The organism is Archangium lipolyticum (genome assembly GCF_024623785.1).
In the GTDB taxonomy this organism is placed as follows: domain Bacteria; phylum Myxococcota; class Myxococcia; order Myxococcales; family Myxococcaceae; genus Archangium; species Archangium lipolyticum.
This window is the reverse complement of record NZ_JANKBZ010000022.1, coordinates 1-21,964: the sequence shown is the minus strand read 5'-3', so window position 1 is coordinate 21,964 and position 21,964 is coordinate 1. Positions and strand designations below refer to the sequence as shown.

At 66.7% G+C, this 21,964-nt stretch carries 20 protein-coding genes; 1 reads left to right on the top strand and 19 read right to left on the bottom strand.

The features are described from left to right. Position 1: 1 nt before the first annotated feature. The 14 genes from NR810_RS52300 to NR810_RS34685 form a co-directional block, all read right to left on the bottom strand. The gene (locus NR810_RS52300; protein ID WP_326522533.1) at positions 2-148 is read right to left on the bottom strand and encodes a DUF6310 domain-containing protein; all 147 of its coding nucleotides are present in this window, start codon (positions 146-148) and stop codon (positions 2-4) included. Further along, the gene (locus NR810_RS34745) at positions 141-755 is read right to left on the bottom strand and encodes a DUF6310 domain-containing protein (RefSeq protein WP_326522532.1); all 615 of its coding nucleotides are present in this window, start codon (positions 753-755) and stop codon (positions 141-143) included. The genes NR810_RS52300 and NR810_RS34745 overlap by 8 nt, the downstream gene beginning before the upstream one ends. A gap of 526 nt (positions 756-1,281) precedes the next feature. Then, positions 1,282-2,736, bottom strand: coding sequence for a DHA2 family efflux MFS transporter permease subunit (locus NR810_RS34740; RefSeq protein ID WP_257458800.1), 1,455 nt, complete (start codon positions 2,734-2,736; stop codon positions 1,282-1,284). 10 nt (positions 2,737-2,746) lie between these two features. Further along, entirely contained in the window at positions 2,747-3,982 is a 1,236-nt protein-coding gene (locus NR810_RS34735; RefSeq protein ID WP_257458798.1) for a cytochrome P450, read from the bottom strand. A gap of 53 nt (positions 3,983-4,035) precedes the next feature. Beyond that, on the bottom strand, positions 4,036-4,362 hold the full coding sequence (locus tag NR810_RS34730) for a (2Fe-2S)-binding protein (protein ID WP_257458797.1): 327 nt from the start codon (positions 4,360-4,362) through the stop codon (positions 4,036-4,038). Positions 4,363-4,394: 32 nt separating this feature from the next. Further along, positions 4,395-5,639, bottom strand: a complete 1,245-nt coding sequence (locus NR810_RS34725) for an NAD(P)/FAD-dependent oxidoreductase (RefSeq protein ID WP_257459014.1) — start codon at positions 5,637-5,639, stop codon at positions 4,395-4,397. A gap of 79 nt (positions 5,640-5,718) precedes the next feature. Then, the gene (locus NR810_RS34720; protein ID WP_257458796.1) at positions 5,719-6,363 is read right to left on the bottom strand and encodes a TetR/AcrR family transcriptional regulator; all 645 of its coding nucleotides are present in this window, start codon (positions 6,361-6,363) and stop codon (positions 5,719-5,721) included. Positions 6,364-6,457: 94 nt separating this feature from the next. After that, a complete protein-coding gene (locus NR810_RS34715; RefSeq protein ID WP_257458794.1) occupies positions 6,458-7,150 on the bottom strand; it encodes a ubiquinone biosynthesis protein COQ4 in 693 nt (230 codons plus the stop codon). 41 nt (positions 7,151-7,191) lie between these two features. Beyond that, entirely contained in the window at positions 7,192-8,004 is an 813-nt protein-coding gene (locus tag NR810_RS34710; RefSeq protein ID WP_257458792.1) for an SDR family NAD(P)-dependent oxidoreductase, read from the bottom strand. A 16-nt stretch (positions 8,005-8,020) separates the two neighbouring features. After that, positions 8,021-9,673, bottom strand: coding sequence for an SMP-30/gluconolactonase/LRE family protein (locus tag NR810_RS34705; protein WP_257458791.1), 1,653 nt, complete (start codon positions 9,671-9,673; stop codon positions 8,021-8,023). Between the two features lie 26 nt (positions 9,674-9,699). Next, positions 9,700-11,517, bottom strand: a complete 1,818-nt coding sequence (locus tag NR810_RS34700) for a flavin-containing monooxygenase (protein WP_257458790.1) — start codon at positions 11,515-11,517, stop codon at positions 9,700-9,702. 77 nt (positions 11,518-11,594) lie between these two features. Continuing rightward, complete coding sequence (locus tag NR810_RS34695; RefSeq protein WP_257458789.1) at positions 11,595-12,239, bottom strand: TetR family transcriptional regulator; 645 nt, start codon at positions 12,237-12,239, stop codon at positions 11,595-11,597. Between the two features lie 207 nt (positions 12,240-12,446). Then, entirely contained in the window at positions 12,447-12,872 is a 426-nt protein-coding gene (locus tag NR810_RS34690) for a hypothetical protein (protein WP_257458788.1), read from the bottom strand. Positions 12,873-12,917: 45 nt separating this feature from the next. Further along, the gene (locus NR810_RS34685) at positions 12,918-14,246 is read right to left on the bottom strand and encodes a metallophosphoesterase (RefSeq protein ID WP_257458787.1); all 1,329 of its coding nucleotides are present in this window, start codon (positions 14,244-14,246) and stop codon (positions 12,918-12,920) included. A 327-nt stretch (positions 14,247-14,573) separates the two neighbouring features. On the opposite strand from NR810_RS34685, the gene NR810_RS34680 reads away from it, so the two are divergent. Next, positions 14,574-15,218, top strand: coding sequence for a hypothetical protein (locus NR810_RS34680; RefSeq protein WP_257458786.1), 645 nt, complete (start codon positions 14,574-14,576; stop codon positions 15,216-15,218). 79 nt (positions 15,219-15,297) lie between these two features. On the opposite strand, the gene NR810_RS34675 is transcribed toward NR810_RS34680, so the two are convergent. From NR810_RS34675 to NR810_RS34655, 5 genes are all read right to left on the bottom strand, one after another. Next, a complete protein-coding gene (locus NR810_RS34675; RefSeq protein WP_257458785.1) occupies positions 15,298-15,882 on the bottom strand; it encodes a DUF2911 domain-containing protein in 585 nt (194 codons plus the stop codon). A 158-nt stretch (positions 15,883-16,040) separates the two neighbouring features. Beyond that, a complete protein-coding gene (locus NR810_RS34670) occupies positions 16,041-17,624 on the bottom strand; it encodes an MBL fold metallo-hydrolase (RefSeq protein ID WP_257458783.1) in 1,584 nt (527 codons plus the stop codon). Between the two features lie 39 nt (positions 17,625-17,663). After that, entirely contained in the window at positions 17,664-18,521 is an 858-nt protein-coding gene (locus NR810_RS34665; protein ID WP_257458782.1) for a glycosyltransferase family 2 protein, read from the bottom strand. A gap of 19 nt (positions 18,522-18,540) precedes the next feature. Continuing rightward, the gene (locus NR810_RS34660) at positions 18,541-20,184 is read right to left on the bottom strand and encodes a cyclic peptide export ABC transporter (protein WP_257458781.1); all 1,644 of its coding nucleotides are present in this window, start codon (positions 20,182-20,184) and stop codon (positions 18,541-18,543) included. After that, on the bottom strand, positions 20,181-21,964 hold a 1,784-nt coding region (locus NR810_RS34655; RefSeq protein WP_257458780.1), incomplete at its 5' end, for a condensation domain-containing protein. The genes NR810_RS34655 and NR810_RS34660, both read right to left, overlap by 4 nt.

Genomic DNA, 21,964 nt, shown 5'->3' with positions numbered 1-21,964 from the left:
TTCAGCACCAATCCATGAGGACGATAACGCCCTGGAGTTGCGGTTCCTCGATCTCCAGCATGGCCTTGTGCGTTGCGCTTCGCACACCGACCCGGAAGTCAAATCCACATGTCCTCGCAAGCTCACGCTCGATCAGGAAATCATGCACATTTTTTTCTGATCACAATGTTTTGAAGTTCTAGCGGGTACGAGTCGAAGTTGTCAGTCTTCACCTCCCAAAGCACGCCCGCGACAACCTGCAACGCGTCGAAAGCCTTGCCGTTAACCAGCGCGTTGGCCCCACGGTAGGCATTGAACTTGATTCCGTCAGCGCACTTGTTGTGCAGCTTGTTTCCACCCTTGGGCGGCACCCGGCGAGGCTTGCACTCCGGACGGCGCTCTCGCTCCGTGACTTCGATTGGCCCCACGGGAGGGAAATCCGGTCCTTTGGGCTCCGGCTTGGGCCTTTTTTCCGGCGAAGGTTTCTGCGGCGCTGGCGTCGTTTCAGGCACAGGGCGCGTTTCTGGCGCGGGCCTTGCGTCCCCTTGGTCGGCCCATTTCAGCTCATAGGCATCGAGTGCCTCTTTGATGGCGAATCCCACCACCACCACGCCCGCGACGATCACCGCTCCCACGACGATCTCCGGGGCCGCGAGGACGCAGACCCCGATTCCCGCTGCACCGGCACCCACCGAGGCCACCGCGCATCGTCCTGTTGTGTCGTGAAACTCGAGCCGGTCATGATCGAGGGCATGAAAGCACCTCTCCACCAGCACGGGCCAGGGCTCAGAAGCTTCGCGGACGGCGCACCGCCCTCCGTCCGTCCAGGACAGCGTCGCCGCTCGCTGGAGGTTGGCGAGCCTCGGGTACCGGGCCGCTGGCTCTCTCAGGCTGGGCGCTGATGTAGCGCATGCTGAGACATAGAGCAGAAGTGCAATGCACGCTCGGAGACGCATGGCCGGGTCGGTCCTCCAATCAAGTCAGGACCTGGCGAGTCCTGGCGGGGGTGTCCGGAGTATCCAAGCGCGCTCCGATAGCGACGAACGAGCATGCGAGGGCGCGGCACGCGGCAGCCCATGCTCGGGCACGGGCTGGCTCCTGGGCACGAGGTTGCACACTCCTGCCTGCCGGTCCGCGAGCGGGGTTACGGCTCGCTTACGGCCTTCGCGGAGGCCCGCCCGACTGCCTCGCTGAGCTCCAACCGTTTCGCAGTCGCCATGGCACTCGCCACTGACCAGGCCGGTGAGCGGGTAGGGCGCCGGGGCGGCCACCGCCGCCCCGGTGCCGGACTCAGCGGTGTCCTCAGCGTGCTTCCGCGGAGGCCGCGAGCACCACCGGCTTCTTGCGGATCCCCAGGCTGAGGGGCACCGCCACCAGGGTGATGATCGTGGCGACCAGGTAGACGTCGTTGATGCCCTCCACGAACGAGAACAACTCGATGTGACGGCGATCCGTCATCCCCTGCCGCACGAGATCCTCCGCCTCCCGGGCCGTGAAGGTGGACAGGAGCGACGTGAAGATGGCGATCGAGAACGCTCCGAACACGTTTCGCAACCAGTTGCTGATGGACGAGGCGTGGCCGCTCAGCTCGCGCGGTATCTGCTCCATGCCCGCGTTGCTGGCCGGCATCATGGAGAGGGAGATGCCTACGTTCCGCACCACCATCCACATCAACATGTAGAAGTGTGGAACCTCCGGCGTCAAACGGCTCAAGGCATACGTGCCCCCCGCGATCAACAGGACGCCAGCCGTCATGAGCGTGCTCGGCCCGATCGGGCCATACAGGCGCCCGACCAGGGGCATCAGGAGCGCCATGGCCAGGGAGGCGGGGAGGAGGATCAACCCGGTCTCGAGCGCCGTCACGCCCTGGACCTTCTGCAGGAACACGGGCACGAGGAACGCGCCCGAATACAGGCTGATCGTGATGATGCTCGAGATGAGCAGCGTCACCAGATAGCGGCCATTCGCGAGCACACGCAGGTCGAGCAGCGGAGCGCTCGTCTTCAGCTCCCTGACGACGAAGACGATCAGTGACAGCGTCCCGAGCAGGAACAGGGACACTGTCTTCCCATGGGTCCACCCCCACTCCCTTCCCTGGCTCAGGGCGATCAGCAGCGACAGGGTGCCGGTGATGACGGTGAGCAGCCCGGGGAGATCGAATGCCTTCGGGGCCTTCAGGCGGTAGAAGGGAATGGTCCGCACGGCCAGACCCACGGCGACGACGCCGAGCGGAACGTTGATGAAGAACAACCATCGCCAGTTGCCCAGGGTGATCAACCAGCCCGCGAAGGTCGGCCCGAACGCGGGAGCGAGGCTCGCCGACAGGCTCCAGAGACTGGCGGCCAGCGCCTGCCGCTCCCGTGGAACGAGCTGGTAGATGAGCGTCATGGTCACGGGCATGATGGCGCCGCAGAACGCGCCCTGCAGGAACCGGAAGGCCACGAGCGAGCCCGCATCCCAGGCCACCCCACACAGCACGGACGCCAGGATGAAGCCCACCAGGGTGGCCACGTACAGCCATTTGAAACTGAAGCGCCCACCCAGATAGCCGGTGAGCGGCGCGCTCGTGCCCATGGCGAGCATGAACCCCGTCAGGGTCCACTGGAGCTGCGAGAGATCAGCCCCGAAATGCCGCTGCAACTCGGGAATGGCGATCGTGATCGTGCTGGAGCTGAGCACGGACATGAACGACCCCACGAAGAGGGCGAACATGAACGGCCAGAATCGGGTGGCTCGTGGCTCTTCTGACGGGTGCATGGGTCTCTGTCTATTCCCAGATCAGTGGCAGGCTCGTGACCGCCAGGTTGAAGCCACCCACGAACCGAGGCGGGTTCTGGGGATCCAGCCGGAACGGCGGGACGCGCTTCAACCACTCCTGGTAGAACACCTTCATCTCCAGGCGGGCCAGATTCAGACCGACGCACCGGTGCGGACCCGTGTTGAACGTCATGTGCTGCTCCGGCCGGCCCAGGATGAACTGCTCGGGGTTCGGGAACGCCGCGTCGTCGTAGTTGGCCGCGGGCAGGAGCAACAACACCGTGTCGCCCTCCTTGAACTGGACGCCCTCGCAGACCACGTCGCGCATCACCCGCCGGGGCGTGGACGCGACGCTATAGAGCCGCAGCAGCTCCTCGATGGCTCCAGGCAGGAGGCTGGGGTCGGCCCGGAGCCTGGCCTGCAACTCCTGATCGCGCGCCAGGTGCCGGACACCGAAGCTCAGGGCATTCACCACGGTCTCCAGCCCCCCGAGGAACAGGGTGATGCTGTAGCCCAACATCTCATGGAACGTGGGGTTGCGGCCGTTGATGTTCGCGTCGAGCAGCCGGCTGATCAGATCATCCTCGCGCTTCTCCTGCCGGGCCTTGATGGTCTCCGTGAGGATCCCCGCGATTTGTTTGAACGTCGCCTCGCGGGTCGCTGCATCCACCGTGGCGGACGTCGCCTGCGTGGCCAGGTGGCGGAACTCCGCGAGGCGGTTGGTCGGCATGCCGGCCAGCTTCATGAACAACGTGACGGGCAGCGGCTCGGCGATCTCCGAGAGGAAGTCGCAGCGTCCCGCGCCGAGCACCTTGTCGATGAGCTCGTTCGTCATGGTCCGGATCGCCGTCTCGAGTCCGGCAACGGATTTGGCCGCCAGCGGCTGGTTGAGCGGCGCCCGGTACGCCGTGTGCTTCGGCGGATCCACCGCGATGGGCAGCATCACCAGACCCTGCTGCTGCTCCTTGTGCTCCCCCGAGTGTTCCCCCGAGGCCGCGAGGAAGGCGTTGCTGTAGACCTCCGGATTCATCGTGATGTCCACGATCGTCTTCTTCCGGGTCACGAACCACTGGCCCCCGTTGCATGGGGAGAAGAAGATGGGCGGAGCCTCGAGGATGAGGGAGCGCATCCGGGCGTGCGGATCCTCCAGCATCCGCGGATCCCTGGCGTTGTCGTATTCGTAGACCAGCTCCGGCGGGATGTGCGCGGGAATCTTGTCCAGCTTCTGTCCGGTAAAGGCGCTCATGGTCGAACCTCTTCTGGGTGTTGGAGAAAAAAGCGCGGGGACCTGTCCGGTCCTCACTCTTCCGTCTGCGAGACGGGAAGCCGGACCACCAGCCCATCCAGCGCGGGCGTCATCTTGAGCTGACAGGTCAGCCGGCTGTTGGGCTGCACGTGGAAGGCGCACGCGATCATTCCCTCTTCCGCCGCATCGGGAGGGGGGAGCTTCGTCAGCCAGGCCTCATCGACGTAGCCGTGGCAGGTCGCGCAGCTGGCGAAGCCTCCACACTCGGCGACGATTCCCGGCACGAGGTTGTTCGTCGCCGCCTGCATGACGGACTGTCCCTCCTCCGCCTCGACTTCGTGCTGCTTCCCATTCGCCTCGATGAACTTGATCTTCGCCATATGTCCTCCTGGATCGTTGGGTTTGACTGTCTTCACGCGGCGAGGCTGGCGAGCGGGACGGCCGCGTCACCCAGGCGGGCCGCATCCACCTGCACCCGGCTCGAGACCAGCCGCTTCGCGGCCATGAACTCCGCGGGCCGGCCAATGACATCCGCGGCGATGACCCGTCTGTCCTTGAGGTAGAAGGCCGAGAACTCCTTGCCCTCGACGGAACCTCGCGTGACGCACTGCTCGTGGCCGGTGGAGAGCCCCACCATCTGCAGCTTCAAGCCGTACTGGTCCGACCAGAACCAGGGAATGGCGGCGGAGGGCTCCCGCTTGCCCATCAGCGTGGCCGCCGCGACGCGCGCATGCTCGATGGCATTGGGCACGGATTCCAGACGGATGCGTCCACCCGTGTAGGCGCTGGGTTGATTGGCGCAGTCCCCGATGGCGAGGATGTCCGGATCGGCCGTACAGGCGTACTCGTCCACGACGATGCCATTGTCGACGGCCAGGCCCGCCGCGGAGGCCAGCTCCGTGTTCGGAATGAGGCCGATTCCCACCAGCACCAGGTCGGCCTCGAGCCGCTCCTGCACGCCCTGACACGCGAAGCCCACCTCGCGCACCTGGCGGCGCGCCTCGTCGAGCTCCATGCTCCGCACCTCGCACGAGAGCCGGAGCTCCACGCCCCGCTCGCGGTGGAGTTTCTCGATGAACGCGGACACCTCCGGACCCGTCACCCGGCAGAGCAGGCGAGGCGCCGCCTCCAGCAGCGTCACACGCAACCCGAGCTGCACGGCCACGGCCGCGACCTCGAGCCCCACGTAGCCGCCACCGATGATGACCAGGCGGTTGCCGGGGATGAACCTCCCGCGCATCGCCTCGACGTCGGCGATGGACCGCAGGGAGAACAGGTTCTCGGGCCGGGCACCCGCCAGCCCGGGAACACTCAAGGGCCGTGCGCGGCCTCCCGTGGCCAGGACGAGCTTGTCGTAGGCCAGCCGGCTCCCATCCCCCAGGGAGACCTCCTTCGTGGCGCGGTCGATGGCCTCGACGCGCGTGCCGGGCTTGAGCTCGATGTCGAAGCGCTCATAGCTCGCCAGCGGCTTGAGGTAGAGGTCGGTCAGCGCCACCTTTCCCTGCAGGAATCCCTTCGACAGCGGAGGCCGCTGGTAGGGCGGATGCGCCTCGTCTCCCAACAGGAGGACGCGCCCCTTGTAGCCCTGCTTGCGCAAGCCGGCGGCCAGCTCGCCTCCGGCCTGGCCGGCTCCCACGATGACGATGCGCTCTTCCATTGTCACGACGTTCCTTTCTCCGTGCGCCCGGCTCGAACGCCGACTGCGTCACGGGGTGTGCCGTTTTCGTTCCGCGGGCTCACCGCCGGGCGGAGACGGGGGCCAGCCATAATCCGACGAGTGCGTCGATCAATCCGTCCGCGGTGGATGTCCACGTCGAGCGTGGGTTCGCGGTGCCCGCGTGCAGCGCGCGTTCCCGCTCGGCGCACATGTGAACGAGCATCAACCGTCCCATGTCGCTACGCTCCTGCCGCACGTCCTCGGGCAGACGCGGGATGAGCCGGAACATGCCTTCGAGGGCCTGCCGCAGCGACTGCGAGGTGGACGACTCCTTGCTCACGCGCTCGCGCAAGGCGGGATGGGTCGTCATCTGGGCGACGAACCGTGCGTGCCAGGAGGGGATGCCCAACGAGGCGAGGTGCTGGGTGGTGGGTCGCACGAGGCAGGACACCCAGTCACGCAGGTCGGGCGAGCCGGTGATCTCCGCGAGCATCTCGGTCCGCCGCAGCTCCACCGACTCGGAGTACCGGCGGACGATCTCCACCACGAGGTCCTCCTTGGAGCCGAAGTGGTAGCCGACGGCGGAGTTGTTGGACTGGCCGGCCGCCTCGCTGATCTGGCGGTTGGAGACGGCCTCGATCCCGTGCTCGGCGAACAGGCGCTCGGCGGTGACGAGGAGAAGCTCGCGCGTCTCGCTGCCCCGGTCGGATTTGCTCGAGCTCACCAGAGCACCGGGACCTTTCCCAGGAACTGCTTGCTGTCGTCGGCGCTCATCATGACCTCTGTTGAATCAGTGCCTGCCAGAAGGCTCAGCCGGGTCAGTGCAACTGCGTCGCGGGGGCGCACAGGCTCGCGCTCAGCGTGGCCACGGGGGTCTCCCAGTGGTCCTCGAACCAGAAGTCCAGGAACAGCGGGGACGCGCGGCCACGGTGGTACGCGGCCCACACCCGCCGCATGTACTCGGACGAATCGACTCCGGACTGCCGGTCCTTGAGTTGTCCGACCGTGCCAACCAGCACGATGAGCGCAGCGGTCCGGATGCCCAGATTGCCGAGGGCGTACGCCTGCAGCTCCATCTCGCCCATCACGTCCGTGCCGTAGCCCGTCACCAGGTGCAACAGATCATGCGTCTCACGGTAGCGCTTGGCGATGAAGTCGATGTCGTTCTTGATCTCGAGCGTCGTCTCGAAGGGCGAGATCTTGTTGTCGCGGAAGTAGCGCGCGTACGCATGGCCGAGCGTTCCCTCGGGCAGGCGCTCGAGGGCGTCCAGGTCGAGATTCCTGCTCTCCAGGGAAGGGCGCTCGGACAGCATGCGGCGCCAATACGCGCTGCTCTGGAGCCGCTGGGCGAGTGATTCATAGACGTTGTAGTCCAGGCAGGCGTTGAGCGTCTGGCCATAGACGGGATTCCCCTCATTGCCCTTGATCACCTTCAGGATTTTGAGCGCCAGGTTCAGGCGGGTGAACAAGGAGGCGTTTTCGGGCAGGGTCAGGGTATTGGGATCGAGCATGGGGCGGTGTCCTCGGACGGTGACAGGGTTTTGGGGACGACCTACTTCGGCAACAAGGCACTCATCTGGGTGTAGATGAACCGCGCCGCGCGCTGGGGGTTCAGTCTGTAGATGGCATCCATGAGCCTGGCATCGGCTCCCACCAGGACGCGATACTGGTCGTTCTCGATGCCCTCGAGGATGATCTGCGCGGCCTTGCCAGGAGCCAGCACCTTGGGCGGCGGCCCCTCCCGGCGCTTCTCCTGCTGGCTGTCCATCGTCACGCCAGAGTTCACCACGATGTTCGTGCCAATCGCTCCCGGGAAGACCACCGTGACCTTCACGTTCGTCCCCAGGAGCTCCGAGCTCAAGCCTTCCGTCAGGAGCTTCACGGCCGCCTTGGCCGCTCCGTAGATGGTCTGCCCCGGAACGGGCAGGAATCCACCCATGCTGGAGATGTTCGTGATGTGCGCCACCGGGCGTGCGAGCAGGTGCGGCAGGAACGCCTTGGTCATGTAGAGCGTTCCGAACAGGTTGACGTTCATCACCCGTTCGATCGCCGCGTAGTCGAGGTCCTTCAACCTGACAAAGGGTTGAATGATGCCCGCGTTGTTGATGATGCCGTCGACAGCCCCGAAGCGGGAGATGACCTGCTCCGGGAGCGCCTCCACCAGGGCCCGGTCCGTGATGTTCAGGGTATAGGTGGCCAGCCTGTCCCGATTCCGCCCCGCCAGCGCGAGGGTCTCCTCGAGGGCGGATGCGTTGATGTCAACGGCGGCGACGCTCGCGCCCTTCGACAGGAGAGCCAGGACCAGCTCCCTGCCCATGCCATTTCCGCCACCGGTCACGACGACAACCTTGTTCTGGACCTTCATTGCCGTTCTCTCTCTTTCAGGGCACGGGGACGAAGCGGTAGAGGGCGCTCTCGATGTCGGACGTCAGGTAGATGGTTCCCGAGCCACCCACCGCGACCCCCGTGGGGATGTAGCCCGGCGGCATGCCCGCGTTCTCGGGCAGACCGATGCGCAGGCCGCTCGCGAGCACGGTCAACCGGCCCGTGGCCGGCTCGATGCGCACCAGGCGCTTGCGGCCCACCTCGGCGACGATCAGCCCTCCATCCGGATGCCGGGCGATGCCCTCGGGGGCCTTGAGGCCCTTGGCCACCGTGCGCCGGGCGCCATCCGACAGGCGCACCCGGGTCACCTTCCCCGAGCGCACCTCCGTGACGTACACCCCCGGCTCCTTCGCCTCCGTGTCGGCCGCGAGGCCCACGGGCCCCTCCAGGCCCTCGGCAAGCATCGTGGTCCCCGCGGGCTCGGCGGCATCCACCCGCACCAGCCGGCCCGTGGCGGCCTCGGCGAGGAGCAGCGTGCCGTCGGCGAGCTCGAGCACGCCCTGGACGCCATTCGCATTGGGAATCGTCCGCAGGACCTCGCCAGAGGCGCGATCCAGCACCTGCACGTTGCTGTGGCCGCCCAGGTAGGCAGTGCTCAGCACCACATGCTTCGCGCTCAGGCTCACGTTCATGGGGAAGTTCATCCGGGTGGAGAGGACCCGGGTCGTCTGGTTGATCTTCCCATCGCGCCCGCCCACCCGGCGGAAGGCATACACATCCGCCACGTACAGCTGCTCGTCCGGATCATCCGGCGCGACGGCGAGCCCGGAGGGCACGCTCAAGCGCGCCTCGACGAGGGGCCGGACGGAGCCATCGGCGGGATTGACCACGCGGATGTCGTTGTCCACCATGTTGGACACGTACACCTGGTCATCCGGGCCCACGGCCAGGTTGTCGAGCCCGGTGGGCAGCTTCGCGACGACCTCCTTGGCGCCCGTGGGCAGCCGGACGCGCACCAACTCGCCACGCGCCGCGTCGACCACATAGAGGTTCTCCCGGCGCGCGTCGAAATTGACGGCGACCGGAATCGTGAAGCCCTCCGCCACGGTCTCGATCTTCCCCGTGTCCACGTCCACGCGGGCGATCTGCCCCTTGGTCAGGATCGGACCGTAGAGCTTGTCGTCCGGGCCGAACTCGAAGCCGTTGAGGAAGCCGGGCTCGGAGAGGACCTTCCGAGGCGGCTTCTTCCCGCTCGGGTCCACTTCCCACAGCGCATCGCCCCGGCCGAGCTGGGTGACGTAGAACCTGCCATCGCGGCGGAAGGCCAGCGAGTTGAGGCCCGGCAGATCCCTGGCGATGACGCGCGTCTTTCCATCCGGGGTGCGCCGCATCAACTGGCCGGTGAAATAACCGGTCCAGTAGACCGAGCCGTCGGGACCCAGGGTCACGTCATCCGCGCCGCCCAGCGGAGGCCCCACCAGGGTGGATACCTTGCCATCCTTCAAGTCGATGGAGTGGACCGACTGGCCGAGCAGATTGCTGGCCAGCAGGTGCCCCTTGCCATCGACGGCGAGCCCGTGGACGCCCTGGAAGTGGGAGCCGGCCACCACCACCTCCTGGCGATAGGCCGGTGGTGGAGGGGCGGCCAGGGCCTGGGAGCTCGCCATCAACAGCCAGGCGAGCAGGGACTTGTAGGGGAATCGATGCATGGGGGCCTCCGGGGGGCGTGGATGAATCATGGGGTAGGGGACGTCTCTCCAAACGTGACTTCCATGCCCGCGAGATCGTTGCCGTCGCGCCAGTTCCGCAGGACTTCGATGAACTCGAGCGTGCCGCCTCCGAAACCGGCATTGCGCATCGCGCTCGGGGGAGGCCGGACGCCTTCGTTGTTGTAGTAGCCGGGCGTGCACTCGGGACCGCCGAAGGTGGTGCCGCCCTTCATGAGGGTGCTGAGGATCACCTCCCACCACTGCTGCTGCGCCTTCTCCGTCGGTTCGATCGTCTCGATGCCTTGCTTCAGGCAATGCTCGATGACGTAGGCGGCGTGTTGCGCCTGCTCACCGAGGATGTGGACGAAATTGATCGCCCAACCGCTCTGGGGGGCGCTGAACATCACGAGGTTCGGATAGCCGCGGCTGTACATGCCGTGGAACGTCGCCGCGCCATTGGCCCAGCTGTCACGCAGGGACTTGCCGCCACGCCCGCGAATGTCGAAGCCCAGCCGGCGGGTGTAGTCGCCCGTGACCTCGAAGCCCGAGGCGTAGACCAGGCAGTCGACCTCGTATTCCTTGCCATTCACCACCACGCCGTTGGGCGTGATGCGCTCCACGCCCTTGCCCTCGGTATCCACGAGCTGGACGTTGGGGCGGTTGAACGTGTCCAGGTATTCATCGTGGAAGCAGGGCCGCTTGCACAGCGGATCGTAGTAGGGCTTGAGCGCCTCGGCCGTCACCGGGTCCTTCACGATGGAGGCCACCCGCGCGCGGATCTCCTCCATCTTGCGGAAGTCCGCCAGCTGGCGGAGCTCGGCCGCCTCCTCGGGGGTCCTGGCGCGGCGGCTCTCGCTACCATCGAAGATGTACGTCCACCCGTCCCGTACCATGTCGACGTCCATCTCGCCGCCGGAGACGATGGCGGTGAAGTTGACCATGCGCTCCTTCTGCCAGCCGGGCTGGAGTGTCTTCACCCAGGCCTCGTCGGTGGGCCGGTTGTCCCGCGCGCCGACGCTCGAGGGCGTGCGCTGGAAGACGTACAACTTCTTGGCCGAGGCACCGAGGTGGGGGATTGCCTGGATCGCGGTCGCGCCCGTCCCGATGACGCCCACGCGCTTGTCGGCAAGCTTGCTCAGGCCGCCCATGGGTCCGCCGCCGGTATAGGCATAGTCCCACCGGCTGGTGTGGAAGCTGTGACCCTTGAAGGTCTCGATCCCAGGGATGCCGGGCAGCTTGGCCTTGTGGAGGATGCCACCGGCGATGATGACGAATCGCGCCGCGAGCCTGTCGCCCCGGTTGGTGGTGATGTTCCAGCGCCGGGTGTCCTCGTCCCAGTCCATCTTCTCGACCAGGGTCTGGAACAGCGCCGTCTTGTAGAGGTCGAACTGCCGGCCGATCCGCTGGCAGTGGGCGAAGATCTCCGGCGCCTTGGCGTACTTCTCCGTTGGGATGTAGCCGGTCTCCTCCAGCAGCGGCAGGTAGATATAGGATTCCACGTCGCAGGCGGCGCCGGGATAGCGGTTCCAGTACCAGGTGCCGCCGAAGTCGCCGCCCTTCTCGATGATGCGGAAGGAATCGACCCCCGCCTGGCGCAGCCGCACCGCCGACAACATGCCGCCAAAGCCACCGCCGACGATGAGCACGTCGATCTTCTCGGTCACCGCCGGGCGGGTGAAGCCGGGCTCGACGTACGGATCCTTGTCGAAATCCGGGTAGACGCGGCTGAGGTCGAGGTATTGGGTGTCGCCGTCGGGACGCAGCCGCTTCTCACGCTCGAGCCGGTACTTCTCCCTCAGCGCTTCCGGGGAGAACGAGGGCACACCTTTCTTGTTCGCGGTCATGCGCATTCCTTCTTCACTTCGGTGGTTTCAGACGGATGTGTTGCCTTTGCCGGGTGTGTCGGGCTCGTCCAGCGAGGTCACCGGCGGGCGGAGACGGGGGCCAGCCACAAGCCGACGAGCGCGTCGACCAGACCGGCCGCGATGGAGTCCCAGGTCGAGCGGGGCTGGGCAGTGCCCGCGTGCAGCGCGCGTTCCCGCTCGGCGCACATGTGCACGATCAGCAACCGGCCCATGTCGTTACGCTCCTGCTGCACGTCCTCGGGCAGACGCGGGACCAGCCGGGACATGCCTTCGATGGCCTGCTGCAGCGAGGGCGAGGTGAACGACTCCTTGCTCACGCGCTCACGCAAGGCGGGGTGGGTCATCACCTGGGCGATGAACCGCGCATACCAGGAGGGCGTGCCCAGCGAGGCGAGGTGCTCGGTGGTCGGCCGCACGAAGCAGGACACCCAGTCGCGCAGGTCGGGCGAGCCGGTGATCTTCGCGAGCATTTCGGTCCGCCGCCGATCCATCGACTCGGAATGCCGGCGCACGATCGCCAGGATGAGCTCCTCCCTGGAGCCGAAGTGGTAGCCAACAGCGAAGTTGTTGGACTGGCCGGCCGCCTCGCTGATCTGGCGATTGGAGACGGCCTCGACCCCGTGCTCGGCGAACAGGCGCTCGGCGGTGACGAGGAGAAGCTCGCGCGTCTCGCTGCCCCGGTCGGATTTGCTCGGGCCCATCAGCGCACCGGGACCTTTCCCAGGAGCTTCTTGCTGTCGTCGGCACTCATCACGACCTCCGGGGGTTGGAACGTCCTCGAGCCCACGCGAGAAGAACTAAGTCAATCGACTGAACAAGTCAACCGACTTAAATACGGGTCCGATGAGGGCGCCGCGCAAGGCAGGGATGGCTGCCTGGCCGGGAATCCAATCCCCTGGAGCCCGCGCTCAACGCCCCGTGGTCACCGCCAGGAGCGGTCCCACGAGCAGCCCCTGCGCGGTCTGGGGCTCCCCGAGACGCCAGCTCTGCCCGGTTCCGCTGTAGGGGTACACCAGGAAGAGCGACGAGGCGCGCGTCTCGACCTGGATGCCCAGGCCGGACTCGCTTCCGGACTCAAGCGTGGTGGCGAGTGCGATCGCCCCCACGTCGGCCGAGGCGCCGCATTGCTCGAGATGCCCGATGGTGGCATCCAACAACTCGTCCCACGAGGCGCGTGGCAATTGGTCTCGGGGAAACCAGGTCCTTGGGTTGCCGCCCGACGTGTCGAGCGTCAACCCGAACGGGAGCACGGAGCCGTGCTTGCGGAGCAGGAGCAGGCCCGCCTCCCGCGCTACATGCAGCGTCTTACCCAGCAGCTCCTCGTCGTTCATCATCGCCGCTCTCCGTCGCCGGACCCGCTTCTTCCGGCGCCGGCCATCCTAGCGGACCCAGGAGACGTTGCTGATGGTGAACTTCGAGCCGTCCTGCTTCTCCGCGTTCGTGTAGGGCGAGTACACGCGCGTGGAGAAGGTGTTCGCGGCGGTGTCGACCTCGATCAGCCGCGTCGGGTTCGTCGTCGAGTCATGGTAGGTCGTCAGGATCTGGTGGATCTTGTTGCCCTGGACGCCGGTGACCTCGCGGTAGGCCGAGGTTCCCACGTGGCCGGAGAAGATGAACCGCACGTTGGCGTACTGCTTGAGCGCGTTGTCGAACACGTACTGGGGGCTGTTGTTGCCATAGCCACCGTTGCTCTGCTCGATGCCGCCGCTGCTCGTCTGGTGTGAGTGGGTGATGACGATGACGTTGTGGCGGGGATGCTGGGCCAGCACCGTCTTCGCCCACTCGACCGCGCCCGTGCGGGCCCACAACTCCAGGTTGAGCACGAGCCAGTTCAGGCCGCCCGCCGAGAACGTGTGATAGGCATTGTCACACTTCCCCGTCTCGTACACGCCAGCGAGCGCCTTGAACCGCGTCGTCGGGAAGTACGTGTTGAACGTGGTGGTGTTGCGCAGGTTGGCGTTCACGTTGCCGGGGCAGGCACCGCCGCCAGTGCAGGTGGCCGCCGTGTCATGATTCCCAATGGCGAGCGCGTAGGGAATGCCGGCGGCTTCCAGCTTCTCGAGCGCATTGCTGGCGCGCTCGTACTGGATGTGGTCGGGCGTGTCCCAGTTCATCATGTCGCCGGTCTGCATCACGAAGCGGAGGTCGAGCGCGGACTTGTTGTCGGCGAGCCACTGCATGCGGTGGTCGATCAGTGTCGAGTTGTTGACGACCTCGTTCTGCGTGTCCGGGATGACGACGAAGGTGAACTTCGTGTCGATGGGCTGGGTGGAGGAGGGCGCGGCGTAGAGCTTGATGCCCTCGTCGACCCATCCGGCGGCGCTCAGGCTGTTGCGCTCGGCGTCGGTGATGGCGAAGCGGTGCTTCTTGAGCGCCGTGTTGGAGTAGCGGTACACGGGCACGAGGCACGGGTCCGCCGTCTTCGAGGCGTAGAAGCCGATGCCCTCGTCGGTGGTGAAGCCCCCCGTGCTCACGAGGTTCTGCTTCTCCGTCGCGTCGATGGTCCAGAAGTGCTCGCCCCGGCTCGGGCTGTAGATGCGGTAGACGGGGGACAGCCCCGTTCCCGTGGCGGTGGAGGCGCGGAAGGCCACGCCGCGGTCGTCGGTGTAGCCGTAGGTCGTCGCGGCGTTGGCCGCCTCGTTCGCGTTGGTCGTGTAGAGGCTGTCACCCGACGTCGGCCGGATGCGGTGATACACGGGAGCACTCATGGCGGCGCAGTCCAGCGCGGACCCGACGGACCCGACGGGCTCGAGCCCGGGAGCCTCGGCCGGGAGGCCGTCGCCACAGGCGGAAAGCGCGCCTGCCAATGCCAGGGATGTGACGAATCTCGAGATCCTCAAGGGTGTCTCCTTCCAGGGTGGGGCGACGCGAGGCGACTGGCCCCGTGCCGCTTCTGACCGTTTTCTCAGTGAAAGACGGGATTGCTTGTTTCCGATAGCATTTGACCGGAGGTCAGGAAAGGCAAAACTTCCCCATAGGGAGGGCGGCTCGAGTCGCATAGAGTCCGCGGCCTCTACCCCGTGGAGGCCGCATTCATGCGCATTCTTGGAACGATTGCCGTTGGGATTGTCGCGTTGCTCGGTTCATCGGCCCATGCCGAGCTGCCCGTCGTCAACGAGGCGCGAGTCTCCTGGCAGGGCTGTGATTATTCGGTCAAGGTGCGGCAGGACGCCGATCCGTCGGCTCCGTACTACCAGCCGCTCTACAGAATCTCCGTCCAGAGCGAGGTGGTTTCGTCCGGCACCTGCTCGCTGACGCCCGGGACCGTCGAGTTGGCGACCTCGAAGCTCACGCCGCGGATCGCGATCGCGGCCAATGCCGAGGGGCTCGTTGTTGCCTACTCCTTTGGCGAGTATTACCGCGGCTTCGGTAACTGGGTTCGCATCCGCACCCACCGTCTGGACCCGAGCACTCTGGGCTCCGTGAAGGTGGTGGGTCTGCAGGGGCACTTCGTGCCGTCGAATGGCGGGGCCGGCGGCCCGGGCGCTACCTACCTGGAGGAGCTCTCCCTTCACACCGGCTACCTCGAGGTGAGTGGCACCTTGACCGGGAATTCGATCACGGAAGATCCCACGACCCTTTCCTGGCCGTACCCGATCGTGCAGGGAAGCCGCTTCGTCGCCATCTACCCTGACTTCTTCGGCTCGACGCCGCGGTCTCCCCACTTCGTCACCTTCTGAGTGGGGCAGGGTTGAAGCGCTCGAAGTGAGAACCCCTGGGCGCGGAGGCGCGTGGCTTCCGCACCCGGGGGTGGCCCGCTCAGCCCTTCTTCGCCGGCTGGACTGGCACGGAGACCTGCGTGTTCTCCCACGAGAAGTTCAGCGCCGTGCCCTTCTCATCGAAGGCGATGGTGAACGCCTCGTAGGTGTCCGCGCTCTTCTTCACCGGCACGTCCACCCGCAGGACGTCATTGTCCTTGTTGTACTTGTAGGCGCCCCACTGGCCCACGTCCTTGTTGACGATGAGCGTCCACTTGTCCGCCTGCGGAATGGTGAAGAGCGCGTAGGTGCCCGCCGGCAGCCGCTGGCCCGCAAGCTCGATGTCCCCCGTCGTGGTCAGCTCCGTGGCGGCGTTCGCTCCCAGCCTCCACACCTCCCCGTAGGGCACCAGCTTGCCGAAGATGACCCGCTTCTTGCCCGTCTTCGGATCCTGGATGCGCGGCGAGTGGTACGTCACCTTCACGTACGTCGTGTCATCCAGCTTCTTCGCCGCCATCTCCATCGGGCTCACGGGCGCCTTCGGCGGCGCAATGGTCTTCTGCGCCAGCGCCGGCGTCGCGGCCAGGAGGATGAGCGCGGCCAGGGTCGGAATGCTCAGGTACGACGTGGAACGAGTGTTCGTCATGGGTTGAGACCTCCGGGTGATGGGTACGGAAACGGCGACGGACCGTACCATCTACCCGCAGGTGGAGCTTGCCAACTCCGCATCCCGGGGTCCGGTTACCCTCACCCCCCGCCCTCTCCCAGAGGGAGAGGGAGCATGCGAAACCCTCGTGTTCTTCGTCAGACGAACACCTTCTCCATCTGGATGTACGGCCTCTCGGCTCGGATTCCCCGGCCCCGGCAGTACTCGAGCAACTTGTTGGACTCGACGATCTGCGGCGCCTTCTCGTCGTACGCCAGCGCCATCACGTGTCTCAGCCACGGCTCCTGGCCCATCGCGTAGATGTAGACCTCCTTCGGGTTCAGGTGGTTCACGATCTCGCTGGCTCGCGCGCAGTTCGACCCGTTCAGTCTCCTCGACTGGTCCACCTTGCGCGGCACTGGCTGGCTCAATAGCGGCCCGTACATCCAGCTCATCGGCCCGCCCTCGCACTCCATCCCCAGGCACAGCACGTCGATCTCTCCCACCACCTCCCGCAGGTGCTGGTACAGCCGCGGCTCCAGCGCGTTCGAATCCGCCGCCATCAGGAACGACTTGCCTCCCATCTGCACCAGGTGCGCGAGCTTCGCCTGGATCGACAGATCGCAGTGCTCACCGATGAACGGCAACCCGGTGATCGACCCGCCCGGAATCGCGAGGCGCTGCAACTCGTCCAGCTCCACCACGTTGCGGAAGCCGTTGTGCTCCAGCATCAGCCGCAGTGACGGATCCGCCAGTCCTCCGCCGTTGTTGCGCGGCACCACCACCGTCCCCACCCGGTGACGCAGTTGGATCAGCGTCTCCATCATCAGGTGATCCGCGTGCGCGTGGGTGAGCACCATGTAGTCGATCCGCTCGGGCAGATCCGCGTGCGTGAAGCGCGGCTGGTCCGTCGGGAACTCGTAGCTGATCACCGGATCCGTCAGCACCGACGTCTCCCGGGACTCCATCAGCACGCACGCGTGGCCGAAGTAGCGCATGCGCACCCCGTCCCCCGTCCAGCGCTCCGGGCGCCGCGGCGGCGTCTCCGTGAAGAGCGCCGCGAACTCGTTCGCCGCGCTCGCGGGCACCCCCAGCATCTCCGCCACCTTCCCCGGCGAGCCCGGCGTCGTGCGCATCCGGAACAGCTCGTCCAGGCCCTCGTGGCGGAAGGGCACCTTCAGCCACAGCGGCGACTCCCCCTCGAGCCGCGGCGTACTGTAGATGAACTTGCGCGCGTCCCCGTCCACCTGCATCAGGAACACGCTCTGCGACGACTCCTGATTGTAGCGGCTGTGGTACAGCAGCGGCTCGATGAAGCGGATGCTCGCGCGGTGCACCATGTCGTACGTCAGCTCCACGTAGCCGCGCAGCACGTCCGGCACCTTCGGATAGAGGCTCTCCATCGACGGGCCCGTGGCATTGATGGCCAGCAGCTGCTCCAGCTCCGCCACCGCCTTGGTGAAGGCCACCATGTGCGCCTGCTCGCGCAGGGTGCGATCCAACAGCGCCTTCACGTCCGCCACCCGCGAGGCCGGGTAGTTGAGGAAGGGTCCTCCCATCAGCGCCGGGTTCTTCAGCGCCGCCACGTGCACGTCCGGATTGGCCACGAACGACTGCATCACCTTGATGTGCAGGTTCGTCACGTACAGCGGCGCCGTCGCGGGTGAGAGCAGGTAACACCACGTGTACCACTGGTTGTAGAGCGGCTCGATGGCGACGTTGGGCTTGAGGTACATGGTCATGTGTCTACTGTAGAGGAGGGGGGAAGGAATCGTCGGGAGCTAGGAGTCGGCCAGGGGTTTGAGCTGGCGCAGGCGCAGCAGCAGATCCGTACGCTCCTGGAAGAAGTCCTGGCGGGTGCGCCACGTGGCCACCCCGAGCCGGTGTGCCGAGAGGCACTGCGCCACCGGACCCACGTCATGGACGCGCGGACGGAGTCGCCCACAGGCGCTCAGCAGCAGATCCTCGCCGTTGGCCAGTGTCGGCACGTTCAGGCCCAGCAGGCCCGCCAGCCGGTAGAGCTCCTCCAGGTGCTCTCGGGTGAAGAAGTACACGCGGTTGATCGCGTCCACCCGGCGCTCGCCGACCAGCCCGGGCCTCCAATCGTCGTTGGTCGGCTCTCCCGGCCGGCCCTTGTAGAGCTCTCCCTGGATGCCGTGGGGCGTGCTCGGATCCGTCACGAGCATGGTGAAGAGCTGCCGGAGCTGCTCGGGTGACAGGAAGGTGTCGTCGTCGATGCTGGCGAAGTACTCACCCTGTTCGCCGCGCGCCAGCTCGAAGCGGATGCCCGCGTACCGGCGCTCGGATTGATCCACCAGGTGCAGCCGCTCGTCGCGCACCCGCACCCAGTCCGAGATGCGGTAGGCCGGATTGTTGTTGGACACCAGGACGCGGCCGACGAAGTCCGCTCGTAGCAGGCTGTTCACCATCGGCTCGATGTTGCGCACCCGCCGGTAGCTCAGCAGGACCACCGTCAGCCGCTCGGGCCCCGTCGCCGGGAGGTTCGGTCCGTGGCGCACCTGGTTCCGCCAGCGCGTGTAGTCCCGCAGGTAGTTCACCCGGCCAGGAAACCACGAGTCGTATTGGTTGACGTGCGTGAAGGATTCGAGCAGCTCGTGCCAGGGGTTGGGCAGGGGCATACGTATTCCGGAGCGGGCCTCAGCGGGAGTTGACGGCCTGGGACAGTGCTACTCGCTGCGGCTCGTCCGTCAGGAGCTGGCCGGAGTCCAGTCGGATGAGACGGTCGCACAGGTGGAAGTAACGATCGTCGTGCGTGATGACGAAGACGGTCTTGCCCCGCTTCTTCAGGTCCGGCAGCAGCTGCTCGTAGAAGACGGCCTTGAAGATGGGATCCTGATCCGCCGCCCACTCGTCGAACACGTAGAAGGGGCGATCCTCCAGCCAGCACACCAGCAGCGCCAGGCGCTTGCGCTGACCCTGGGACAGCGCCGTGGTGGACAGCTTCCCGTCCACCACCTTCACCTTGTGGCTCAGGTGCAACCGCTCGAGGTAGCCCTGCACCTCGCTGGTGCGTCCCTGTGTCTCCAGACCCAACAGCCGATCGAAGAGGTGGAAGTCGGAGAAGATGACCGAGAAGAGCTGGCGGTAGTGCTCGCGCCGGGCGTCCGTGACGGGCTCTCCGTCCCACAGCAGCGTGCCGCCCTCGGGCGCGTACAGGCCGATGATGAGCTTGGCGAGCGTCGTCTTCCCACTGCCGTTGCCTCCCACCAGGAAGACCAGCTCCCCGGGCTCGAACGTCAGGTGGATGGGGCCCAGCGTGAAGCGTCCGTCCTCGTCGTCCTCGCGCCGGTAGACGTGGGTGATGCCCACCAGCTCCAGCCGGCGGAAGGTGGCGTTCTCGGAGGCGGGGGGCACCTCGGGCTCGACACCCAGTGTGAGCGCCTCGAGCTTCCGCAGGGCCACCACGCTCTGGCCCAGGCCGTGGAAGTTGCCCATCACCGCGTCCAGCGGTTGCTGCATGTAGAGGATGGTGAGCACGTAGCCGGTGAGCGCCTCGAACTTCACCGCGCCGAAGGCCGGCAGGGCGAAGAGCAGCAGGCCGATGAACCCGAGGAAGAGGAACAGGCCCCAGCTCGCGTTGGCGGAGTCGATGTTGCTGCTGGTGGTGTCCAGCCGCCGCAGCCTGTTCGCGGTGCCGTCCAGGTCCTCGTCGAGGAAGGCGTGGCGCCGCAGGTGGTGGATCTTCAGCTCCTTGAGGCCCTCGGTGAGGGTGCGGAAGTGCTTCTGCAGCATGTCGTAGGCCTCGCGCGAGCCCTTCATCAACCGCAGGGAGTAGGAGGCCGGCAGCCAGTAGGTGAGCATCCCCACCGCCAGGAACGCGATGAACGACAGGAAGACCCACCAGGAGAGCCACGCCAGGTAGGCCAGACAGCCGAGCACGACGGCGAGGTTGATGATGGTGTTGGGCAGCGCCAGCAGTCCGGTGCTCACGGCGAGGATGTCGTTGTTGAGGGCCGCGATCAGACGGTGGGCCCCCAGCCCCTCGAGCTGCCGCAGGGGCGTGGAGAGGAAGCGGCGGCTGAGCCCGATTCGCAGGTCGTACACCACCTGGTGGTGCAGGGTGTTGAGCAGCGTCTGTGAGCCGATACGGGTGGTCAGCACCAACGCACCGAGCAGGATGAACTGCAGCGTGGTCTCACGGGTGACCTGGCCACCGCTGCTCAGCACGCGGGTGATGAGCGAGATCATGCCGGCGCTGCTGGCTCCCGAGGCCGCGCCACACAGGATCGACAGCAGCACCACCCAACGCGAGGTGCGCAGGAGCATCCACAGCAGATTCATGACGCCACCTCTCGCTTCGCACGCACACCCACGGGAGGCACCGGCAGCGACTCCAGCCGCTGCCGGGGATCGGCCGCGACGCACTCCATCAGCACCCGCAGGTAGTCACCCAGCGCTTCCACCGTGGCGGCCTCGAAGAGCTCCGTGCGGTACTCGATGCTCACCGCCAGCCCCTCGGGCGTTTCGCGGAAGTGGAGCGACAGGTCGCTGATCGTGAGCTCCAGCTCGAGCGGCACCGGCCTCGTGGTGAGGCCCGCCACCAGCGCCTCCTGCTCCTCCTCCTCCTCGGAGTAGGACATGCCCACGGGGTAGGGCGGGCCCTGGTGCGGCGTGCCGTTCAGCAGTTTCATCAGCTCGGCGTGCGGCAACTCCTGGTGGGCGAAGGCCTCCAGGTAGGCGGCGCGCACGCGCTTTAGCAGCTCGAGGAAGGTGGGATCGCCGGACAGCTCGCCCCGCACCATGAGCAGGTTGGCCATCATGCCCACCACCGCGTCCAGCTCGGGGCGGGGCCGGTTGGCGTGAGCGAAGCCGACGAGCACGTCCGAACGGCCCGACACGCGCGCCAGCATCGTCTGCAGGGCCGTCAGCAGCAGGATGAACGGCGTGGCCCCCTCGCGGCGGCTCAGCCCGCGCAGCTCGCTCCACACGGAGCCCGGGACGACGAGCTCGTGCCACGCGCATCGCAGCGTGCCCTGGGCCGGGCGGGCCCGGTCATACGGCAGCTCCAGCGCTGGCGAGATGCCCTCCAGCTTCTGGCTCCACCACTGGCGCAGCCGCTCCAGCTCCTCTCCCCGCAGCCGCTCCAGCTGCCAGCGGGTGAAGTCGCGGTACTGCAGGGCCGGCTCGGGCAGCGGAGAGGTCTGGCTCCGCGAGAACGCCTCGTAGAGGGCGCCCAGCTCGCGCATCATCACCTGCTCGGAGACGAGGTCCGTCACCGCGTGGTGCAGCACGAGCAGCAGGATGTGCTCCTGCTCACCCAGGCGCAGCAGCCCGGTCCTCAGCAGCGGACCCCGCTCCAGGTCCAACGGGCGCCAGGCTTCCTGGCGGAGGTGGCGCAGGGCGGCCTCCTCGCGCTCGGCGGGGGCCAGGTGGCCCAGATCCACCTCCGACAGGGGCAGCTCCAGCCGCGGCAATACCTTCTGCACGGGCTCTCCGTCCACCGTGGGGAACGTGGTGCGCAGGCTCTCGTGGCGCCGCACCAGCTCCTGGAGGCTCCGCTCGAGCGCGTCCACGTCCAGCTCGCCCGAGAAGCGCATCGCCCGGACGACCAGGTTGAGCGGACTGTCCGGGCCCATTCGCTCCGGCGACCAGTACGCTCGCTGCGCGTGCGTCAGTGGCAGATGATCAGCGGGCGGCGTGGACACCACCGGCGGGAGCACGCTCTGATCCGGTCCCGCCGCCGCCAGCCGGGCCGCCAGCTCGGCCACCGTGGCGTGCTCGAAGAAGTCCTGCAGCGACAGCTCCACTCCGAAGGTGCTCCGCAGCCGGGAGACCAGCTGCGTGGCCACCAGCGAGTGTCCTCCCAGCTCGAAGAAGTTGTCGCCCGTGCCGACGCGCTCGACTCCGAGCACCTCGGACCAGATGGCGACGAGCATCTCTTCCACCGGGGTACGCGGCGCCACGTACGTGTCCTTCGCGGTGGCGCTCTCGGGAGCGGGAAGGGCCTTCTTGTCCACCTTGCCGCTGGTGGACAGGGGCAGGGCCGCCAGGGGCACGAAGGCCGAGGGCACCATGTACTCCGGCAGCTTTTGCTGCAGGGCCGCGCGCAGCTGAGCGGCGG